This is a genomic window from Micromonospora sp. WMMD736 (assembly GCF_049179015.1).
In the GTDB taxonomy this organism is placed as follows: Bacteria; Actinomycetota; Actinomycetes; order Mycobacteriales; family Micromonosporaceae; genus Micromonospora.
Window position 1 is genome coordinate 2,696,280 of record NZ_JBMHMI010000001.1, and the last position, 20,910, is coordinate 2,717,189.

Genomic DNA, 20,910 nt, shown 5'->3' on the forward strand with positions numbered 1-20,910 from the left:
GCAGTGGCCCCCGGCGGCAACGCCGGGGGCCGCTCTGCTCACGGGGTGAGCCGGTGCAGGTCGCGCGGGAACGCGGTGACCTCCCGAACGTTGGCCGCACCCACCAGGCGGGCCACGAACCGTTCCAGGCCGATGGCGAACCCGCCGTGCGGCGGCATGCCGTGCCGGAACGCGTCCAGGTAGCCGGCGTAGGGCTCGACCGGCTCGCCCCGGGCCGCCAACGCCGCCAGGTAGTCGGCGTGCCGGTGCAGCCGCTGTCCGCCGGTGACCAGCTCCACGCCGCGAAAGAGCAGGTCGAAACCGTTCGAGTACGCGGGCCGCGCCGGGTCCGGGTGGGTGTAGAAGGGTCGCTTCGCCATCGGGTACCCGGTGACGAAGAGGAAGTCGGAGCCGTGTTCACGCAGGGCCCACTCGCCGAGTGCCCGTTCGTGGGCGGGCGCGAGGTCCGGCTCGTCGGCGGGTGCGCCGGCGATCGTCAGCGCCTCGGTGAAGTGCACGGCCGGGATCTCCGCCGGCACCCGCGGCGGCGTGACGCCGAGCGTCGCCAGTGCGGCGCCGGCTCGCCGACTGACGGCGTCGAGCATCCCGGTCAGAGTGTCGCGCAGCACGCGCATCACGTTTCGGTGGTCGGTGACGAAGCCCAACTCCACGTCGAGCGACGTGTACTGCGCGAGGTGCCGCACGGTGTCGTGCGGCTCGGCCCGGAAGACGGGCCCCACCTCGTAGACCCGCTCGAAGACGCCGACCATGAGCTGCTTGTAGAACTGCGGCGACTGGGCCAGGTACGCCGGCCGGCCGAACCAGTCCAGCGCGAACACGTTCGCCCCGCTCTCCGTGCTGGAACTGACCACCTTCGGCGTGTGAATCTCCACGAAGTCGCTCGCGTCGAGCGCGGCCCGGAAACCGGCCACCGCGGCCGCCGAGACCCGCAGCGTGGCCGACCGGGTGGGGTGCCGCAGCGCGGTGGGCGCGTGGTCCAACTGGGTGGGCAGGCTCGCGGTGAGCGCCGGCCGGTACAGGTCGAACGGGGGCGGCACGGCGGACGGCCCGAGTGGACGTACCGTCGGGTCGGTCAGCTCGACCCCGGCGGGCGCCGTGGCGTTCGCCGTGGCCGTGCCGACGACCTCGACAACCGTCTCCTCGGTCAGTTTCTCCAGTTCGGCGCGGACGGCCGGGTCGGTGACGACCACCTGGGCCAGGCCGGACGCGTCACGCACGATCAGGAAGGCCACCGACTTGAGCAGTCGGCGTCGGTGCACCCAGCCGGCGATACGTACGGTCGAGCCGATCTGGGTGCTCAGGTGGTGGGACAGGGTTCGTCGCATGGCGGACTCCTCGGTCGATCGCCACGCCGTCGCCGCCCGGGGGAAGCGATGCGTCGCGTCAGCCCCAGGGAGGTGTGGGCGAGCGGGAACCTCGCGGTGCCACCACACCTTCGCCCCCGCCGAAGCGAGGGCCTCGTTCGTCGCCTGGTGACCGGGGCCAGCCGGGCGGGCTCTAGTAGGCGTCGCCGCCGTTCTGCCCGCAGCTCGGGAGGGTCTTCGCGCCCCGGCGCCAGACCGCCTCTCAGCACCGGCGGCTCTCTGCGCTGGCGGGGTCGGGGTGCTACTCGGCTCCGTCGTCGCTGTTGCCGGCGACGCTAACACCCCAACCACGAGCGTGTGACGCCATTTTTCGGCTCGCCGGTGTCCGGCGTCACAACGTCTGCGGCGTGACGCCGGTCGCCTGACGCACATAGACGGCCACCATCCGGCGTAGGCTCGTTTTCGTGACGATCGAGCACTCCGCGCCGACGACCGGCCAGGCAGCGCGTACCGCAACGGCCGCCCCCGAGGGGCGGCGCCTGCTGCGTATCGAGGCGCGCAACGCCGAGACACCGATCGAGCGCAAACCCCCGTGGATCAAAGTCAAGGCCAAGATGGGCCCGGAGTACACCCAGCTGCGCGGGCTCGTCTCGCGCGAGGGCCTGCACACGGTGTGCCAGGAGGCCGGCTGCCCCAACATCTACGAGTGTTGGGAGGACCGGGAGGCCACCTTCCTCATCGGCGGCGACCAGTGCACCCGGCGCTGCGACTTCTGCCAGATCGACACCGGCAAGCCGGCCGAGTTCGACGCCGACGAGCCGCGTCGGGTCGCCGAGTCGGTGGTCTCGATGGGCCTGCGGTACGCCACCATCACCGGCGTCGCCCGCGACGACCTGCCCGACGGCGGCGCCTGGCTGTACGCCGAGACGGTCCGGCAGATCCACGCCCTCCAGCCCGGCTGTGGCGTCGAGCTGCTGATCCCGGACTTCAACGCCGTCCCCGAGCAGTTGGCCGAGGTGTTCGGCTCCCGGCCCGAGGTGCTGGCGCACAACGTGGAGACCGTGCCGCGCATCTTCAAGCGGATCCGCCCCGCGTTCCGCTACGACCGCTCGCTGGACGTGATCCGGCAGGCCCGCGCCGACGGCCTGGTCACCAAGAGCAACCTCATCCTGGGCATGGGCGAGGAGCGCGCCGAGGTCTCGCAGGCGCTGCGCGACCTGCACGACGCGGGCTGCGAGCTGATCACCATCACGCAGTACCTGCGCCCTTCCCCCCGGCACCACCCGGTGACCCGCTGGGTCAAGCCGGAGGAGTTCGTGGAGCTGCGCGAGGAGGCCGAGGAGATCGGCTTCGCCGGGGTGATGAGCGGGCCGCTGGTGCGCTCGTCGTACCGCGCCGGCCGGCTCTACCAGCAGGCGCTCGACGCCCGCGCCGCCAGCACCGTCGCCACCGCCGGCTGACCCGCCGACAGCGCCGCACGGACCGTGCGGCGCCCGGGTGTCATGATCGTGCGATGACCGCCGGGGTACGCGACCAGCCGCGCGGCGCGGATCGACCGCGCCCGCGGCCCGGCGCGCGCCTCGGGCTCCTCGGCTGCCTCACCGGGCTGGCCGTGCTCGTCGGCGTCGGCTACCGGCTCTGGCTACTGGCGTACGCGACTCCGCCGACGAACAGCGACGAGGCCACCATGGGGTTGGCCGCGCTGCACATCGCCCGGGGCGAGGGCTTCCCGGTCTGGTTCTACGGCCAGCAGTACATGGGCACGCTGGAGGCGTACCTGGCCGCGCCGGTGTTCGCGCTCGCCGGTCCGTCGCTGTTCGCGCTGCGACTGCCCACGCTGGCGCTGTACGCACTGTTTCTGCTGCTGGCCTGGCGGCTGACGCTGCGCTTGACCGGGGACCGCTGGTTCGGCCTGCTGGTGGTCGTCCTGCTCGCCCTCGGATCCGACCGGATCGTCAAGAACCAGTTGATCGCCGGTGGCGGCTATCCCGAGATGAACGCCGTCGGGGTGGCGCTCGCCCTGCTCGCCGTGGACCTGGCCGCCGGCCGACCCGGGTGGCGACTGACCCGCTGGGCGACCTGGGGTCTCCTGGCCGGCCTGATGCTCTGGGTCGATCCGCTGGTGCTGCCGTACGTCGTGGCGACAGGTGCGGTGCTCGTCGGGTTCCGCCACCGCGAGCTGCGCGGTCGGGCCGGCGCGCTGGTCGGCGTGACCGTCCTGCTGGGGGCTGCCCCGCTGCTCATGGACAGCCTGTCGAGCGGCCGGAACCCGGTGCACGCGGTGCTCGCCGCGGGTGGCGCCGACGCCACCGCCGGGTGGGGCGCCCGGCTGCACGGCGGGTTGCTGGTCGGGCCGCCGCTGGGCATGGGCTTCTGCGACCCCGGCACCTGTGCCACCTGGCAACTGTGGTGGGCGTACGCGCTGCCGGTGTTGCTGGCCGTCGCGGCCGGCACGGCCTGGCGGACCCTGCGCCGCCCACCCGCGCCGGCCGGCACGGACGGTGTCTCGCCCCGCGTCGCGGCAGCGGTGCGGCTGGCCCTCGTGCTGGCCGCGGTGGCGACGCTCGGCGCGTACACCGTGAGTAGTTCCTCCGGCCTGACCCCGACGGAGAGCGCCCGCTACCTGTCCACCCTGCTCATCTCCGTGCCGGCGCTGCTCTGGCCGGTCTGGACGCTGGCCCGGTCCCGACCGGGGGCAACGGCGGCCCGGCCGGTCGCGCTGGTCGTCCTGGTCGCCACGCTGCTCACCACCGGCTACGCGACGGCGCAGGCGGCGCGGACGACGTCGGCGAACCGGTCCGACGAGGCCCGGCACGCCGAGCTGGTGGCCGCGCTGCGTCACCTCGGGGTACGACAGGTACGCGCCGGCTACTGGACCTGCAACCGGCTCACCTTCGCCACCGCCGAGCGGGTGGTCTGCGCCGTCGTCGACGACGACCTGCGCCCCGGCTTCGACCGCTACCCCGCGTACCGCCGGGAGGTGGAGCGCGCGGCGGCGCCCGCCTGGGTGGCGCCGACCGGCTCGCCGCTGGCGGCCCGGCTCGACGGGCGACTCGGTACGGGACCGGACGCCCTCGACCTGGTCACCGTCGACGGCTGGCGGATCTACCTGCCGCGCGGCTGAGGGCGGCCACCGTCACCGCTGGACGGCGGGCTCGGCCAGCAGGCCGAGGCGGTGGGCCAGCGCGGCGGCCTCCCCCCGGTTGGTGACGTCCAGCTTGGCGATGATGCGGGAGACGTGCACGCTTGCCGTCTTCGGTGAGATGAACAGCCGCTCGGCGATGCGGCTGTTGCTGTGCCCCTCGGCGACCAGCCGCAACACCTCCCGTTCCCGGGACGTCAGCACATCCGGGCCGGCCCCGCCGCTGCCCGCCCCGCGCAGGCCGACCCGCCGCGCCAGGGTGGTGGCCATCCCGGCCAGCGGTGTCGCGCCGAGCCGCCAGGCGATCTCGGTCGCTTCGGTGATCGCCGCCGACACCTCGTCCCGCTCGCCGGCCACGGCGGCGGCCTCGGCCAGCGCCAGCAACGCCCGCCCGAGCGGGTACGGCTGCCCGTCGGCGCGCCACGCCCGCACCGCCGTCCGCCACGCCGGCAACGCCTCGTCGTCGGCCGCCAGCAGAGCGCTGACCTGGGCGCGGTGCGCCTGAGCGGCCGGGTGCCGCGCCGGCAGGTCGGCCGCGAGCGTGGCCACCGCGGCGGCCAGCTCGGCGTCACCCGTCCGGGCGGCGGTACGCGCGGCGGCGCTCAGTACCGGCCAGCCCTCGCGGGGTAGCTGCGGCAGGCCCTCGTCGGACACCGCGACGCGGGCCGCGCGGACCGCCTCGGACACGTCGTCGGCGGCCAGCGCCGCCTCGATCCCCAGCTCGTGCAGGGGCAGTCGGTGGTTCGGCCACAGGTAGGGCCGGCCGAGGAAGGCCAACGCGCGCTCGACCAGCTCGTCGGCGCCCGGGTGCGCCCGGGCCAGCCGCAGACCGGCGCACACCTGGAGCCAGTGCAGGCCGGTCACGCCGGACAGGTCGATCCGGGCCGCCTCCGCGCAGACCGTCTCCGCTTCGTCCCAACGGCCCAACGCGATCAGCGCCTCGGCCCGGTTGGACAGCAGGTACGCCCCGGTCGAGCGGCTGATCCCCACCCGCCGCGCCTCGGCCATGCCGGCCTCGGCCGCCTCGGCGGACTCGGCGTAGCGGCCCGCCTCGCAGAGCATGTCCGACTGGAACACCTTGGCGAGCACCAGGGCCGGCACGTCACCGGACGCCCGGGCCGCCGCCTCGGCGCGCTCAAGCTCCGCGAGCCCTCGTTCGCCGTCCCGTTCGCCCTGACAGAGCAGCGCGATCCGGGTCGCGAGCAGGGCCGGCTCCGCGCCCAGCGCCTTGGCGTCCGTGGCAGCCTCGGCGGCCACCCGGGCGGCCTGCCCAGCATCGATCTTGACCAGGTGGGTGGCGATGTCGGCGAGCAGTCGGACCCGCTCGACGCCGGGTGGACCGCCGGCCGCCAGGCGGTACGCCTCGTCCAGCTCCCGCCGGCCGTCGCTCTTGCCCAGCAGGGCCATCAGCCGGCCCCGCTGGTCCAGCAGGCGGGCGGCACGCAGCGGCGCGGCGTCGGCGTCCACCTCGGCCAGTCCGGCGCGGGTCAACGTGATGGCCCGGCTGAAGTCGCCGGCCGTCACCGCCGCATCCAGCGTCTGCTCCAGCAACGCCAGATGGTCCATGCCGAGCAGGTCGGCCGCGTCCGGCACCAACTCCCACAGCTCCAACGCCCGCTCCAGCAGGCGACGTTGCTCGGCGTAGGCGTACCGGTCGGCGGCGGCGCAGGCCGCGACCCGTGCGGCGACGAGGGCCCGGGGGTGGTCGTGCGCCGCGTACCAGTGGTGGGCGATCTCGGCCGGGGCCCGGCCGGCGACGACCAGGTGCGGCTGTGCCTCGATCGCGGCGGCGAACCGCGCGTGCAGGCGGGCGTGCTCGCCGGGCAGCAACTCGTCGTGCACGGCCTCGCGGACCAGGGCGTGCCGGAACTCGTAGTCGCCGTCCCGGTCGGCCACCACCAGTTGGGCCGCGACGGCGGCGCGCAGCGCGTCCTCCAACTCGGCCTCGGGCAGGCCGGCGACCTCGGCGAGCAGGTCGTGGGCGAAGCGCGTGCCGCCGGCCGCGGCGATCCGCAGCACCCGCTGGGTCGGCTCGGGCAGCTGGTCCACGCGGGCCAGCAGCAGGTCACGCAGCGTCTCGGGAATCGCCGCGCAACCGATCGGATCGCCGGCCACCGCCAGTTCCTCGATGAAGAAGGGATTGCCCTGCGTACGGTGGTGGACGTCGTCGACGGCACGGGGCGCCGGCTCGCCGCCGAGCAGGTCGGCGAGGATCGCGCCGGTGCCGTCGCGGTCCAGCCGACCCAACTCGACCCGCTCGACACCTCGGGCCCGGTCCAGCTCGGCGAGGAACGGGCGCAGCGGGTGGCCGCGCTGCAACTCGTCGGTGCGGTACGTGCAGACCAGCAGCAGCCGGCCCGGCCGGGCGGCCCGGACCAGGAAACCGATCAGATCCCGGGTGGACCGGTCCGCCCAGTGCAGGTCCTCGACGACCAGCAGTAGCGGCCGAGCCTCGGCGAGCCGCTGGAACAGCTCGGCGACCAGGTCGAACAGGTATCCGCGCGGGGCATCGGTCAGCGGTCCCGCCCGCGACACGGTCGACGCCGTCGGCGTGCGGCCCAGCTCCGGCAGCAGCCGGGCGAACTCCGCCTCGAAGCCGGCGAAGACCTCCGGGCCGTCGGCCCGCAGCACCTTGCGCAGCGCGGCGGCGAACGGGGCGAACGGCAACCCCGCCTCACCCAGCTCCAGGCACTGACCGACCAGCACCCGGGCGCCGGAGGCGGTGGCTCCGGCCGCGAAGTCCTCCAACAGCCGGGTCTTGCCCACCCCCGCCTCACCACCCACCAGCACGGTGGCCGGCTCGCCTCGCCCGGCCCGACCCAGCGCATCGTGCAGCGCCGCGATCTCACGCTGGCGGCCGACGAGGACGGAACTGGTGGCACGGAGGGGCACGGGACCGAGCATGCCATGACCGGACGACACCGCGACCCCGCCGATCGGCGGGGTCGCGGCACCGGGTCGAACGGCGGCGGGTGGGGCCACGGCGGTCACCGGCGGTCGTCGCCCGTGCGACGGGCCGGCTGGCGACGGCCCGTCCAGGTACGGCCGGCCCGGCGCGGCACCGAGCGGGCCAGTCGCTCCGCGGCGGCCTCGGCCCGCAACTCGGCGGCCTGGGTACGGTGCAGGGAAAGCAGGAAGTCCACGTCGTTGCCGAACATGTCAGGCTCCTTCGTCGCGTCGTCGTCCTCTGCCGACAACTCTTCGCGCGAAGGCCCCAACCGGACATGGGCACACCGCCTCATCTTCGCCAGCGGCACCCTCCTTACTCGCGGAATCCGGGCCGCTGAGGCGACGTAAGGTACTCAGCCGGGCGGCACCCGGACGCGGATCAACGTGGGCGACGGGGACCACTAGACTCTGCGGCATGGCAAAGCCCCAGGAGAAGGTCTCGTTCGGCCAGCGGCTGAAGCAGATCGGGATGGTGTTCCAGTTCACCGCCAAGCAGGACCGGTGGTTCGCGCCGCTGGTCGCCGCAGCGGTGCTCATCCCGCTCGCGCTCACCGTGGTCGCGGTGATCCTCTGGAGCTGGATCTGGCTGCCGCTGGGCATCCTGTTCGCCCTGCTCGCGGTGCTGATCGTGCTGAACCTGCGGTCCAACGCGGCGATGATGAACGCCGCCGAGGGGCAGCCCGGCGCGGCGGCGCAGATCATGGACAACATGCGCGGCGACTGGCGGGTCACGCCGGCCGTCAGCTCCACCACCCAGATGGACATGGTCCACCTGGTGATCGGCCGGCCGGGCGTGATCCTGCTGGCCGAGGGCAACCCCCAGCGCGTACGAGGCCTGCTCGGGCAGGAGAAGCGTCGACTGGCCAAGGTCATCGGCTCCGCCCCGCTGCACGACTACGTGATCGGCCAGCAGGAGGGCGAGCTGCCGATCCGCAAGCTGCGTACGACGCTGCTGCGGCTGCCCCGCGCCCTCAGCGGCAAGGACGTCAACGCGCTGGACCGGCGTCTCAAGGCGCTCACCGCCCGTCCGCAGATGCCCAAGGGCGCGATCCCGAAGAACATGCGCCCGCCGGGCGGCGCTCGCCAGCCCCGACGCTGACCCCGCGCCCCGCGCCCCGCGCCCCGCGCCCCGCGCCCCGCGCCCCGCGCCCAAGATCTGCGCAACTTCGCCGATGTTGCTGCCGACGACGCGCGGGAAGCAGCAACATCCCCGAAGTTGTGCGGATCTTGCCGGGCCGGGCCGGGCCGGGCCGGGCCGCGCCCGGCCGAGTCGGGCCGGATCGCGTCGGGCCGGGTGCGGCGGGTATCGGGGGTGTCAGGCGCGGGGGGCGTCGATGATGACGGAGTCGACGAGCCGGTCGTGGATGCCCCGGCGGTGCTGGTCCATGATCAGCGCGGGCACGACGAGCGCCAGCAGCACACCCCGGGCCAGCGCGCGGAGCACGCCGATCCGACCCCCGTCGTGCCAGTTCACGCAGCGCACCTTGGTGATGTACATGCCCGGCGTCTGGGCGAACAGGCCGAGGAAGAGGCCGTACTCCAGGATCAGCACCAGCACCGGTGCCCAACCGTCGCGTACCGGGTCGGCGAAGATGTTGGCCACCAGCAGGCAGAGCACCCAGTCCACGATCAGCGCGCCGAAGCGCCGGCCCAGGCTCGGCGGGGTGAAGGTCGGGTCGGTGGCCGGCGCTGCCGGGACGTGCGGATTGGTCACAGCGATCAAGGGTATCCGCGCCCGGATCGAGCCCGCCGAGGAGCCGTCACCACTGCGTGCCGATTCGGGCCAATGACCGCAAGTGTCATTACACTGGCACAGCCGGTACGACGTTCGCGCACGCTGAGTGCGTGGACAGGAGTGTCCCTGACGCTCCGCGAGGGACGTAACACGGCAGAAACACTGAAGACATGGCCGGGCAACTCCCCGGCCATAGCGTCGCCAGGACGCTAGCCACCCGTGGACGTGCCAGGAGGATGTGTGTTCGCCAATCCCGAGGAACTGCTGCGATACCTCAAGAACGAGGACGTGAAGTTCGTCGACGTGCGTTTCTGTGACCTGCCCGGCGTGATGCAGCACTTCAACCTGCCGGTCGAGTCCGTCAACGACGACCTCTTCACCGACGGCCTCGCGTTCGACGGTTCGTCGATCCGCGGTTTCCAGGCGATCCACGAGTCGGACATGCTCCTGCTCCCGGATGTCGCCACCGCGTTCATCGACCCGTTCCGCGCGCAGAAGACTCTCGCGTTGAACTTCTTCATCCACGACCCGTTCACCCGCGAGGCCTACACCCGCGACCCGCGCAACGTCGCGAAGAAGGCCGAGGCGTACCTGGCGGCGAGCGGCATCGCCGACACCGCCTACTTCGGCGCCGAGGCGGAGTTCTACATCTTCGACTCGATTCGCCACGAGACCTCGGCGAACCAGTCGTTCTACTACATCGACTCCATCGAGGGCGCCTGGAACACCGGCCGCGAGGAGGAGGGCGGCAACCGGGGCTACAAGACCGCCTACAAGGGCGGCTACTTCCCCGTACCGCCGGTCGACCACTACGCCGACCTGCGCGACTCGATCGTGCGTCGCCTCGTCGACACGGGCTTCACCGTGGAGCGCTCGCACCACGAGGTCGGCACCGCCGGGCAGGCCGAGATCAACTACAAGTTCTCCACCCTGCTGCACGCCGGTGACCAGCTCCAGCTCTTCAAGTACATCGTGAAGAACGAGGCCTGGGCCAACGGCAAGACCGCCACGTTCATGCCCAAGCCGCTCTTCGGTGACAACGGGTCCGGCATGCACACCCACCAGAGCCTCTGGCTCAACGGTGAGCCGCTGTTCTACGACGAGACCGGCTACGCCGGCCTGTCCGACACCGCCCGTTGGTACATCGGCGGTCTGCTGCACCACGCGCCGTCGCTGCTGGCCTTCACCAACCCGACGGTCAACTCGTACCGCCGCCTGGTGCCGGGCTTCGAGGCGCCGGTCAACCTGGTCTACTCGCAGCGCAACCGCTCCGCCTGCACCCGTATCCCGGTGACCGGCAGCAACCCGAAGGCCAAGCGCGTCGAGTTCCGCGTGCCGGACCCGTCGGCCAACGTCTACCTGGCCTTCTCGGCCATGATGATGGCCGGTCTGGACGGCATCAAGAGCAAGATCGAGCCGCCGACGCCGATCGACAAGGACCTCTACGACCTCCCGCCGGAGGAGTGGGGCGACGTCAAGCAGGTCCCGGGCTCGCTGCCCGCCGTGCTCGACTCGCTCGAGGCCGACCACGACTACCTGCTCGAGGGCGGCGTCTTCACCCCCGACCTGATCTCCACCTGGGTCGACTGGAAGCGCGCCAACGAGGTCGACCCGGTGCGTCTGCGCCCGACCCCGCACGAGTTCGCCATGTACTACGACTGCTGAGCAGTCCACCGCTCCACCGGCCGGGCCGGCTCCGCGATCGCGGAGCCGGCCCGGCCCGCTTGTAACGCCCCCCGATATACCTTCGCGTCCGATATATTGTCGCGGTGGACATACCCCTGCGCGAACCGACCTTCCTGATCCTGACCGCGCTCGCCGTCGAGCCGATGCACGGCTACGGACTGATCGGTGAGGTCGCCGCCCTCTCCGACAACCGCGTGTCGCTACGCCCCGGAACCCTCTACGGCGCGCTGGACCGGCTGGTCGACGCCGGTCTCGTCGAGGTCGACCGGGAGGAGGTGGTGGACGGCCGACTACGCCGCTACTACCGCCTCTCCCCCGATGGCGACGCCACCCTCAGCGCCGAGACCGAGCGGCTCCGGCGCAACGTCGAGGCCGCCACCGCCCGGCTCGCCGCGCGAGCCCGCGCCGCCCGACCGACCACCCCACGCCTCGCCGGAGGGCTCGCATGACCGACCTCGAACGCCGCTACTTCCGGCTCCTCGCCGCGTACCCCGCCGACTACCGGCGGGCCCGGGGTTCCGAGATCGTCGGCACGTACCTGGACCTGGCCGAGCCGGGCCGCCGCTGGCCGACGCCCGCGGACGCCGTGGACCTCCTGCGCGGCGGCCTCCGCCAGCGGGTACGCGCCACCGGCGCCACCGACCTGGTCCCCGGGGTACGCCTCGCGGCCGCCTTGGCCCTGCTGACCGCCACCGCGCTCGCCGGCATGTGGACGGTGCTCGAACTGCGCCCGGCACCGCCCGGCTTCGGCGAGCCATCCGCGGGGCCGTTCGTCTCGCTCGGCATCGTGGCGTGGGCCGGCTGGCTGCTCGCTGCGGCGGCGCAGGCGCTGACACCCGGCCGGTGGCACCGGCGCGCGGTCGCGCTCGCGGTGCTCGTCACGGTCGCGCTCGTACCCGCCGCGGCGCTCACCGGCCTACCCCGCCCGCCGCTGTTCGTGCTACTCCCCCAGGTCGGGTTGGGTGTGGTCGCGCTCGGCGCGTCCCGGATCCAGCCGGTGTCGCTGCGGGTGACGCCGCTGGTTGCCGCCGTCGCCGGCCTGGCAGTGGCGAGCGCGATGCCGAGGAACGTCTTCTCCTCGAGCTACCGCGCTCTGACGGCGGAGCCGGTCCTGGGGAACACCGCCGTGGCGGTGCTCGCGGTGGCGGTGCTGCTCGCGGTGGGGCTGGCGCTGCGCGGCGACCACCGGGGCGGCTGGGCGGCCCTGATCCTGCTCACCCCGGTGGGCCTGCTGGCCCTGCATCCGCTGGCGGGGGCGGCGGACGGCGTCCCGTCGGCGTTCGCCGCGAACTGGACGGCGCTCGCCGTGACGGCGGCAGTGATCGGCCTGATCGGCCCCGCCCTGCTACCGGTGGCCCTCGCGGTACGCGGCCGGCTGGCTCGCCCCTCGGCCCCCGGCCGGACCTATGGTGCCCGCCACTGACTCAGTAGGCCCGCCACGGCCCACGGGATGATCGTGGCCGTCTCCTGAGTGCGGGCGGCGAGGTGTTCCGGTCGTCCTTTGCTCTGCTTCAACCCAGGGGACACCTGACGTCCGATAATCGGACAGTGGGTGTTGCCTCCGCTGAAGCAGAGCAAAGGACGCGACCAGGCCGGTGCCCGCTCCGCCGAGCCAGCTCGCGACGGGACGCAGGCCAGCACGAGCGAGCGTCGACAACCCGGTCCCGCGTCAGAGCGGCGGTACGGACGTCGACGATCGACGGGCGCGGACACCAGTGCGCCACAGGAGCAGGAACAGGAGCAGCACGGTCATCGCCAGCGCGCCGGGGGCCTTGGTGAAGCGGGCCAGGTTGGTGCCGTCGGGTAGGACCAGGAAGGCCGCGACCGCCACCGGCAGCGCGAACCACGTGGTCCGGGCGGCGGTGAGCGCGAGCAGCGCCAGCGGCCAGGTCGCGTACCAGGGGTAGAAGACCGGGGACAGGACCACGGTGGCGACCAGGGCCAGGCCAGCACCGTGCAGCGCCGCGCGGCACCGCGCCGCGCCAGCCGACAGGCCAGCGGAGCCGGCCGACGACCCACCCGAGGCGGCCGGCAACCCGCCGGAGCCGGCGTCAGCTCGCCGCCACGTTCGCCAGGTGCGCCACCAGAGGGCCACGAGCACGACCGCGAGCAGCGCCAACGCGAGCACGCGGGTCACCGGCACAGCTTGCGGGTCCCGTCCGAGCAGCGCGCCCGCGTAGTCGACGACGAATCCGACGGCGGTGGGTGGCGACGTCCACTGTTCGGAGTCTCCGCTGCGGGTCAGCCCACCCACCCAGCCGAACCCGAGGCCGGTCAGCGCCGAGCTGCCCAACAGTGCGCCGACGAGGCCGCCCGCCAGCCACGCGCCGCTGCGGAACACCGTCCGGCCGGATGCTCCCGCCAGCACGGCGAACGGCACCACCACGACTGCGCTGGCCTTCACGGTCACCGCCAGCCCCAGCAGCACCCCGGCGAGCAGCAGCGCGGTGGGGCGGCCCGGCCGGCGGACCGCCACCAGCAACCCGCACAGCAACAGCCCGAGCATCAGGGCGTCGTTGTGGGCGCCCGCCACCAGGTGTACGCCGACCAGCGGCGCGGCCAGCGCCAGCCAGGCCGCCCGCCGGGTCGGTACGCCGACCGCCCGGGCCAGCTGAGGCAGGCAGTACGCCGTCAGCAGGACACCCGCCACCGCGAGCACGCGCAGCAGCACGACCGTGCCGGTGAGCCCACCGCCGAGGACGACGGTCAGCGCCGCGAGCAGCACGAAGACCGGCCCGTACGGCGTCGGCGCGTCCCGCCAGATCGGTGCCACCGTCTCCACCCACGGGCAGCCGGCCGCCGCCACCGGAACCGCGTACGGGTCGACACCGTGCGCGTAGGTCCAGCCCTGGCAGGCGTACGAGTAGACGTCCCGGCTGCCCAGAGGCGGCGCGACCAGCAGCGGCAGCGCCCACAGCCCGGCGGTGACGTACGCCCAGCGACCCGACGGCGCACCGGCGCGCAGCGACCACCAGGCACCGACGAGCAGTGCGGTGCCGACCAGCCAGCAGGCCAGCGTCGCCGGGCCGCCCGGGGCCCGCCAGATCGACGCGGGTGTGACGTTCAGCGGGGCGTCGGGCAGCGCCCCGCCGAGATACCCGGCCACGGCGAGCAGGGCCGCACCGAGCAGCCCGGCGTACCGGGAGAGAGGGGCGCCGGGAGTGGTCACCGGCGCACCTTCCCTCAGTCGGCGGCGACCGGTTGGCGGGCCGCCCGAGCCGACCGTACCAACCGGATGGCCAGCACGATCACCAACAGCGTCATCAGCGGCGCACCGACCGTCTTGGTGTACCGGGGCAGCCCGGTGCCGTCCGGCAGCACCAGGAACGACGCGACCAGCGCCACCACCGTGAACCAGCCGGTACGTCGGGCGGTGGCGGCGAGCACCGCGAGGGGCCAGATCCAGTACCAGGGGTGGAACAGCGGGGCGAGGGCGACCGTGGCGGCCAGCGCCACGGCGGCGTACCACAGCGGTTCCCGGGTGCGGGCCCGCCACCACAGCCAGACCAGCAGCACCGCCAGCACCGCCATGCCGATCCCCCGGGTGACCGCGAGCGCGTCCACGTGCCCGCCGAAGGGCACCGCCAGGTACCCGATGGTCTGCCCGACCGCCGTGGACGGCGACGTCCAGGCGATCACGTCGCCGCCCCGGGCCAGCCCGCCGACCCAGCCGAAGTCGAGGCCGGCGGCGAAGGTCACCCCGACCACGACGGCGACCGCGCCGCCGACCACCCAGCCACCGTGGCGGATCAGCGCGCGGATCGAGTACCCGCCGACGATCGCGGCCAGCGCGGCGAACGGCATCACGACCAGCGCCGTCACCTTGATGCCGGCGGCGAGACCGAGCAGCACACCACCGGCGAGCAGCGGGCCGGGGCGTCCGGGCCGGGAGGCGATCACGGCCAGTCCGGCGACGAGCAGGCCGACCATCAGGGCGTCGTTGTGCGCGCCGGAGACCAGGTGCACGGCGACCAGCGGGCAGGCGAGCGTCAGCCAGACCGCCCGGGAGGCCGGTACGCCCACCCGTCGGGCCAGTACCGGCAGGCTGACCGCCATCAGCGCGACCCCCGCCACGGCGATCAGCCGGAACACCACGATCGCGCCGGTCAGCGAGCCGGTGGCCTTGACCACCGCGCCGGACAGCACCACGAACAGCGGCCCGTACGGCGCGGGGGTGTCCCGCCAGATGTACGAGATGGTGTCCAGCCACGGGCAGGGCAGCGCGGAGACGCCCTGCTCGTACGGGTTGATCCCGGCGGCGTAGCTGGCACCCTGGCAGGCGTACGCGTAGACGTCGCGGCTGGCCAGCGGCGGCGCGATCAGCAGCGGCAGCAGCCAGAGCCCGACGGTGACCAGCGCCCAGCGGGTCGACGGCACGTCGTCGCGCAGCGACCACCAGGCGTACGCCAGCAGCGCGGTGCCGACCAGCCAGGCGATGAGCACCAGCGGTCCGTTCGGGCCCTGCCAGATGCTGACCGGGTTGCTGCGCAGGGGTGAGTCGGGCAGTGCGCCGCCGAGGAACGCGGCGACGGCGAGGAGCGCCGATCCCGCCAGTCCGGTCCAGCGCGCGAGGTGGTGAGGCACGCCGGACATGCTGCCAGTACGGTTGTCGCGGTACGGAGGTGGGCATGCGGCGCAGTCGGGTGGTGGCGGTGGCCGCCGGTTGCTCCGTCGTGCTCGGCGCGCTCTGGCTGGCCCTGCCGCTGATGGGCTCGGACCTCGCCGCGCAGGTCGCCCGCGCCGACTTCTTCGCCGCCCACGGCCTCACCCCGGTGGATCTGCGCTGGTACGGCGGGGTGCAGCAGTTCGGCTACAGCCTGGTGTCGCAGCCCGTGATGGCGGTGCTCGGTGTGCGGGTGACCGGTGCGCTGGCGCTGGTGGCGTCGGCCACCGCGCTGGCCGCGCTGCTGGTCCGCAGCCCGGTGCCGCGCCCGCTGCTGGGCAGCCTGGTCGGCGTGGTCACGCTGACCGGCAACCTGGTCTCGGGCCGGGTGACGTACGCCCTGGGTGTCGCTTTCGGGCTGGCGGCGCTGGTCGCGCTGACGCGGGGCGTACCCCCGGGTCGTCGGGTCGCGTTGGCGGCGGCCGGCGCGTTGCTGGCCTCGGCGACGAGCCCGGTGGCCGGCCTGTTCGTCGGCCTGGCGGGCGCGGCGCTGCTGCTGGCCCGCCGGTACGCCGACGGGCTGGCGCTCGGTGTCGCGGCGGCCGTGCCGCTGGCCGCGACCGCGGTGCTCTTCGGCGACGGCGGCTGGATGAACATCAGCCGCACCGACACCGTGCGGGCGGTGGTGACGAGCCTGCTGGTGGCGGCGCTGGTGGCGTACCGGCCGGTGCGGTTCGGCGCGCTGCTGGCCGCCGCCGGGGTGCTGGTCGCCGCGCTGGTGCACACGCCGGTGGGGCTGAACGCGACCCGGCTGGCGACGATGTTCGCGCTGCCGGTGCTCGCCGCCGCCGCCCGCCCGCCGGCCTGGCTGTCGACCCGCCTCGCCCGCCGGCCGGCCGTCGGGTCCGGGCCGGCCCGGCTGCTGGGTGGGATCGGCCTGGCCGCGCTGCTGACGGCCGTCTGCGGGTGGCAGCCGCCGGTGGTGCCGGCGGACCTGCGGGGCATCGGCGACCCGACCAGCGCGCCCGGCTACCACGCGCCGCTGCGCGCGTTCCTGGCCGGGCAGCGGCTCACCGGCCGGGTGGAGGTGCCGCCGACCCGCAACTACTGGGAGGCGGCCCGCCTCGGTGAGGTGCCGCTGGCCCGAGGCTGGCTGCGGCAGGCCGACATCGACCGCAACCCGCTCTTCTTCACCACCGTGCCCGGCGCGACCGGCACCGGCGTGCCACTGACCCCGGACAGCTACCGGGCCTGGCTGGCGGAGAACGCCGTGCAGTACGTGGCGGTGCCGGACGCCCCGCTGTCCTGGGTGGGGCGGGCCGAGGCGGAACTCGTCGAGGGCGGTCTGCCGTACCTGACCCCGGCCTGGTCCGGCCCGCACTGGCGGGTCTGGGCGGTGGCCGACCCGACGCCGCTGGTCGCCGCGCCCGCCGAGCTGGTCCGCGCGGACGGCGCCGCGGTGACCTTCCGGGCCCCGGCCGCCGGCCCGGTGGCGGTCCGCGTGCGGCACAGCCGCTGGCTGACCGCGTCCGGTGGCGCGACGGTCGCCGCCGACGGGGACTGGACCACCGTCGCCGTCCCCCGGGCCGGCGAATACACCCTCGGCTGACCGTCCTACCCCTCCAGCACGCGCTGGGCGGCGGCGCGGGAGCGGCGGCCGGTGCGCAGGTACTCGTCGAGGAACTCCCCCGGATCGTCACGGCCGAGCAGCCGGACCACCCCCGCCAGCTCCACCCCGTGCCGGGGCAGCTGGTCGCCGGCCCGGCCCCGGACCAGCATCAGCGCGTTGCGGACCTGCGCGGCCAGGGACCAGCCGGCGGCCATCTCCGCGGCGTCCGCCGGATCGACCAGGCCGGCCCGCTCGGCCGCCGCGAGGGCATCGAGGGTACGCGTGCCGCGCAGCTCCGGGATCGCGCCCGCGTGTCGGAGCTGGACGAGTTGGACGGCCCACTCGACGTCGGCCAGCCCGCCCCGGCCCAGTTTCGTGTGGGTGGCCGGGTCGGCCCCGCGCGGCAGCCGCTCGGTCTCCACCCGGGCCTTGATCCGGCGGATCTCGACGACCTGCTCGCGGGTCAGCCCGTCGGCCGGGTAGCGCACCGGCTCGATCATCGCCTCGAACTCGGCACCCAGGTCGGCGTCACCGCAGACGAACCGGGCGCGCAGCAGCGCCTGCGCCTCCCACACCCGGGACCAGCGGGCGTAGTACTGGGCGTACGCGGCGAGGCTGCGCACCAGCGGACCCTGCCGGCCCTCGGGACGCAGGTCGGCGTCGACCCCGAGCGGCGGATCGGGGGCGGGAACACCGAGCAGTCGACGCAGCTCCTCCGCGATGGCGTGCGCGGCGGCGCTGGCGGCGCTCTCGTTGCTGCCGGCGGGCGGGTCGTAGACGAAGAGCACGTCGGCGTCGGAGAGGTAGTTCGACTCGTACCCGCCGAGCCGGCCCATCCCGATCACCGCGAACCGCAGCCCGTCCGGGGCCGGCTGGCTGGCCCGCGCGGCCCGCAGCGCGGCGGCCAGGGTGGCGTCGGTGACGTCGGCGAGCGCGGTACCGACCTCGGTGATGTCGGCCAGGCCCGGTGACGGCCGCGTCGTGCCGTCCGCCCGGGTCGGGGTGGGTGCGAGCGCGCCGGCTCGGCAGAGCACGTCCGCGCAGGCCACCCGGACCAGCTCCCGGCGGCGCAGCGCCCGCACCGCGCGGGTCGCCTCGACCGGGTCGGTGTGCCGGGCCGCCGCCGCGAGGAAGCCCTCCCGCAGCACCGGACGCGGACGCGGTGACAGCTCGTTCTCCTCGGCGAGCAGCCGCAGCGCCTCCGGGTCGCGGGCGAGCAGGTCGGCGACGTACCGGGACAGGGCCAGCACCCGCGCCAGCCGGCGGGCGACGGGACCGCCGTCCCGCAGCAGCCGCAGGTACCAGGGGGTGCTGCCCAGCTTGTCGGAGACCTTGCGGTAGTTGAGCAGCCCCCGATCCGGCTCCGGCGCGTCGGCGAACTCGCTCAGCAGCACCGGCAGCAGGGTGCGCTGGATGGCCGCCGTACGGCTCACCCCGCCGGTGAGCGCCTGGAGGTGACGCAGCGCGCCGGCCGGGTCGGCGAAGCCGAGGATCTCCAACCGGTGCCGGGCCGCCTCCGGGGTGAGCCGGAGCCCGTCGGCCGGTACCCGGGCCACCGACTCCAGCAGCGGCCGGTAGAGCAGTTTGGCGTGCAGCCGTCGTACCTCGGTGGCGTGGGTGACCCAGTCGGCCCGGAAGCTCTCGACGGCACTGCGGCCCGGCGTGGCCACGAAACCCAGCGCGGCGGCCAGCCAGCGCAGCGCGCCCGGCTCGGTGGGCACGGTGTGCGTACGGCGCAGGGCCTGGAGTTGGAGCCGGTGCTCGACGGCGCGCAGGAAGCGGTAGCCACGCAGCAGCGACTCACCGTCGGCGCGGCCGACGTAGCCTCCGGCGACCAGCGCGCGCAGCGCCGGAATGGTGCCCGGCGCCCGCAGTGTCTCGTCGCCGCGACCGTGTACGAGTTGCAGGAGCTGGACGGCGAACTCGATGTCGCGCAGCCCGCCCGGACCACGCTTGATCTCGCGCTCCAGCTCCTTGGGCGGAATGTTGTCGATGATCCGGCGGCGCATCGCACGGACGTCCTCGACCGCCTCGGGGCGTTCGGCGGCCCGCCACACCAGCGGCGCGAGCTGGTCGATCCACTCCTGGGCCAGCGGCAGGTCCCCGGCGGCCGGGCGGGCCTTGAGCAGCGCCTGGAACTCCCAGGTGCGCGCCCACCGGCGGTAGTAGGCGAGGTGGCTGGCGAGGGTACGCACCAGCGGGCCGCGACTGCCCTCGGGCCGCAGGGCGGCGTCCACCGGCCAGGCGACCATCCCGCAGACGGAGATCAGCCGGGTCGCCACCTGGGTCGCGGCGGGCAGGTCGGCGTCCTCGGCGGCCACGAAGATCACGTCCACGTCGGAGACGTAGTTCAGTTCGCCGCCGCCGCACTTGCCCATCGCCACCACGGCCAGCCGGGGCCGCTCGGTGCCGGCCGCCAACTCGGCGACGGCGATCTCGTACGCGGCGGCCAGCGTCGCGTCGGCCAGCGCGGACAGCGCCGCCATGGTCTGTTCGAGGGCACGTCCGCCGGTGAGGTCGGCCGCCGCGATCCGCAGCAGGGAGAGCCGGTACGCGGCACGCAGCACCGCCACCGGGTGCCCGTCGCCGGCCGGTTCCAGCCGACCGTCGGCGATCGGCGCGAGCCCGTCCGGTGCCGTACGCAGCGTCCGACAGTGCTCGGGGTTCGCCACCAGATGGTCACCGAGCGCCGACGACGCGCCCAGCACGGCGATCAGCCGACGCCGCAGCCCGGGGTCGGCGTGCAGCTCCGCGAGCAGCGGCGAGCTGCTGCTGCCGGCGGCGCTGCTGCCGGCGGCGCTGCTGCCGGCGGCGCTGCTGCCGGCGGCGCTGCTGCCGGCGGCGCTGGTTCGGCTCTCGGCCTCGACGATGCGGTGCAGTTGGCGCAGCGCGAGGTCCGGGTCGGCGGCCCGGGACAGCGCGGCGAGCAGCTCCCCGGCCGCGTCGTCGACCGGCTCCTGCTCCTCCGGCTGCCACAGACCCAGCCCGTCCGGGCCGAGCAGGTCGGCGGCGCGGGCCCCGCCGTCGCCCTCGGCGGTGCCGAAGCCGTAGCGGGCGAGCCGGCCGGGGGCCCTCGTCGGCCGGCTCATCCGTGCCCGAGCAGCGGCAGGCCGCGCCGGATCGTGCTGTCGTCCAACTCACCGAGGGCCAGCGCCGCGAACCGGGCGGCGAACGGCTGCCAGACCTCCTCGACGTCCACCATCACCGAGTCGCAGGCCGCCACCACCAGCTCCGGGTCGTAGCCCAACTCGGCGAGCAGGGTCGAGTCGGTGGCCCAGTCGGCGATCATCGCGGTGTCGCACTCGATGTGGAACTGCAACCCCCAGGCCCGGTCGCCGAGCCGGAACGCCTGGTGCGGGTACCGGGTGGAGGCGGCCAGCAGGGTGGCGCCCCGGGGCAGTTCGGTGATCTCGTCGGAGTGCCACTGGAGCACGTCCGGGATCAGCGGCACGTACCGGAACAGCGGGTCCTGCTCGGCGGCGTCGCGCCGGCCGACCACGGCGGGGCCGATCTCCGGCCCGGACGGGCTCCGCTCGACCAGCCCGGCGTGCGCCGTGGCGAGCAGCTGCGCGCCCAGGCAGACGGCCAGGGTGGGCACGCGGTACCGGACCGCCTTGCGCAGCAGCCCTTCTACGGCCGGGAACCAGGGCGCCCCCGGGGAGCCGTCCGGCAGCGGATAGGCCTGCTGGTCGCCACCCAGCACCACCAGTGCCGCGTACCCCTCAAGGTCGGCGGGAAGTTCCTCACCGGCGTGCGGGCGGACCACCCACAAACCCAGCCCTGCCTCGGTCAGCCACTCACCCAACCGGCGCGCGTCGTCCGTCGGGTCGTTCTCGATCACCAGCGCGGTTGCCACCCGTCGAGGCTAGCGGGTGCGGCGCG

At 74.4% G+C, this 20,910-nt stretch carries 15 protein-coding genes; 7 read left to right on the plus strand and 8 right to left on the minus strand.

The features are described 5' to 3' along the window. Nucleotides 1–38: 38 nt before the first annotated feature. Nucleotides 39–1,325: an aspartate--tRNA(Asn) ligase gene (gene aspS / locus ACN269_RS11435; RefSeq protein ID WP_421472425.1), complete on the minus strand. Its 1,287-nt coding sequence runs from the start codon at nt 1,323–1,325 to the stop codon at nt 39–41. A 443-nt stretch (nt 1,326–1,768) separates the two neighbouring features. On the opposite strand from aspS, the gene lipA reads away from it, so the two are divergent. Continuing rightward, nucleotides 1,769–2,764, plus strand: coding sequence for a lipoyl synthase (lipA, locus tag ACN269_RS11440; protein WP_421472426.1), 996 nt, complete (start codon nt 1,769–1,771; stop codon nt 2,762–2,764). Between the two features lie 53 nt (nt 2,765–2,817). Then, nucleotides 2,818–4,428 carry a hypothetical protein gene (locus ACN269_RS11445; RefSeq protein WP_421472427.1) on the plus strand — a complete coding sequence of 537 codons (1,611 nt, stop codon included), beginning with the start codon at nt 2,818–2,820 and terminating at the stop codon, nt 4,426–4,428. A 12-nt stretch (nt 4,429–4,440) separates the two neighbouring features. Here ACN269_RS11445 and ACN269_RS11450 read toward each other — a convergent pair whose 3' ends face one another. Both ACN269_RS11450 and ACN269_RS11455 read right to left on the minus strand, forming a co-directional pair. Beyond that, the gene (locus tag ACN269_RS11450) at nt 4,441–7,338 is read right to left on the minus strand and encodes a helix-turn-helix transcriptional regulator (RefSeq protein ID WP_421472428.1); all 2,898 of its coding nucleotides are present in this window, start codon (nt 7,336–7,338) and stop codon (nt 4,441–4,443) included. Nucleotides 7,339–7,433: 95 nt separating this feature from the next. Continuing rightward, complete coding sequence (locus ACN269_RS11455) at nt 7,434–7,604, minus strand: hypothetical protein (protein WP_421472429.1); 171 nt, start codon at nt 7,602–7,604, stop codon at nt 7,434–7,436. Nucleotides 7,605–7,810: 206 nt separating this feature from the next. On the opposite strand from ACN269_RS11455, the gene ACN269_RS11460 reads away from it, so the two are divergent. Next, complete coding sequence (locus ACN269_RS11460; RefSeq protein WP_421472430.1) at nt 7,811–8,494, plus strand: DUF4191 domain-containing protein; 684 nt, start codon at nt 7,811–7,813, stop codon at nt 8,492–8,494. 216 nt (nt 8,495–8,710) lie between these two features. Here the strand turns inward: ACN269_RS11460 and ACN269_RS11465 are convergent, their stop codons facing one another. Beyond that, nucleotides 8,711–9,109, minus strand: coding sequence for an RDD family protein (locus tag ACN269_RS11465; protein ID WP_421472431.1), 399 nt, complete (start codon nt 9,107–9,109; stop codon nt 8,711–8,713). Between the two features lie 261 nt (nt 9,110–9,370). Here ACN269_RS11465 and glnA point away from each other — a divergent pair, with 261 nt between their 5' ends. The 3 genes from glnA to ACN269_RS11480 all read left to right on the plus strand — a co-directional run bounded on the left by glnA (nt 9,371) and on the right by ACN269_RS11480 (nt 12,239). After that, complete coding sequence (glnA, locus tag ACN269_RS11470) at nt 9,371–10,795, plus strand: type I glutamate--ammonia ligase (protein WP_421472432.1); 1,425 nt, start codon at nt 9,371–9,373, stop codon at nt 10,793–10,795. Between the two features lie 104 nt (nt 10,796–10,899). Next, entirely contained in the window at nt 10,900–11,265 is a 366-nt protein-coding gene (locus tag ACN269_RS11475) for a PadR family transcriptional regulator (protein WP_355051491.1), read from the plus strand. Beyond that, nucleotides 11,262–12,239, plus strand: coding sequence for a hypothetical protein (locus ACN269_RS11480; protein WP_421472433.1), 978 nt, complete (start codon nt 11,262–11,264; stop codon nt 12,237–12,239). The genes ACN269_RS11475 and ACN269_RS11480 overlap by 4 nt, the downstream gene beginning before the upstream one ends. Nucleotides 12,240–12,485: 246 nt before the next feature. Here ACN269_RS11480 and mptB (ACN269_RS11485) read toward each other — a convergent pair whose 3' ends face one another. Continuing rightward, nucleotides 12,486–13,985, minus strand: a complete 1,500-nt coding sequence (gene mptB / locus ACN269_RS11485) for a polyprenol phosphomannose-dependent alpha 1,6 mannosyltransferase MptB (RefSeq protein WP_421472434.1) — start codon at nt 13,983–13,985, stop codon at nt 12,486–12,488. Nucleotides 13,986–13,999: 14 nt separating this feature from the next. Next, a complete protein-coding gene (mptB, locus tag ACN269_RS11490) occupies nt 14,000–15,400 on the minus strand; it encodes a polyprenol phosphomannose-dependent alpha 1,6 mannosyltransferase MptB (RefSeq protein WP_421472435.1) in 1,401 nt (466 codons plus the stop codon). 44 nt (nt 15,401–15,444) lie between these two features. On the opposite strand from mptB (ACN269_RS11490), the gene ACN269_RS11495 reads away from it, so the two are divergent. Then, nucleotides 15,445–17,028: a hypothetical protein gene (locus tag ACN269_RS11495; protein ID WP_421472436.1), complete on the plus strand. Its 1,584-nt coding sequence runs from the start codon at nt 15,445–15,447 to the stop codon at nt 17,026–17,028. Between the two features lie 5 nt (nt 17,029–17,033). Here ACN269_RS11495 and ACN269_RS11500 read toward each other — a convergent pair whose 3' ends face one another. Both ACN269_RS11500 and ACN269_RS11505 read right to left on the minus strand, forming a co-directional pair. Then, entirely contained in the window at nt 17,034–20,117 is a 3,084-nt protein-coding gene (locus ACN269_RS11500) for a bifunctional [glutamine synthetase] adenylyltransferase/[glutamine synthetase]-adenylyl-L-tyrosine phosphorylase (protein ID WP_421472437.1), read from the minus strand. Continuing rightward, nucleotides 20,114–20,884 (minus strand): type 1 glutamine amidotransferase, encoded by a 771-nt coding sequence (locus ACN269_RS11505; RefSeq protein ID WP_421472438.1) that lies wholly within the window; start codon nt 20,882–20,884, stop codon nt 20,114–20,116. The genes ACN269_RS11500 and ACN269_RS11505 overlap by 4 nt, the downstream gene beginning before the upstream one ends. Nucleotides 20,885–20,910 lie beyond the last annotated feature (26 nt).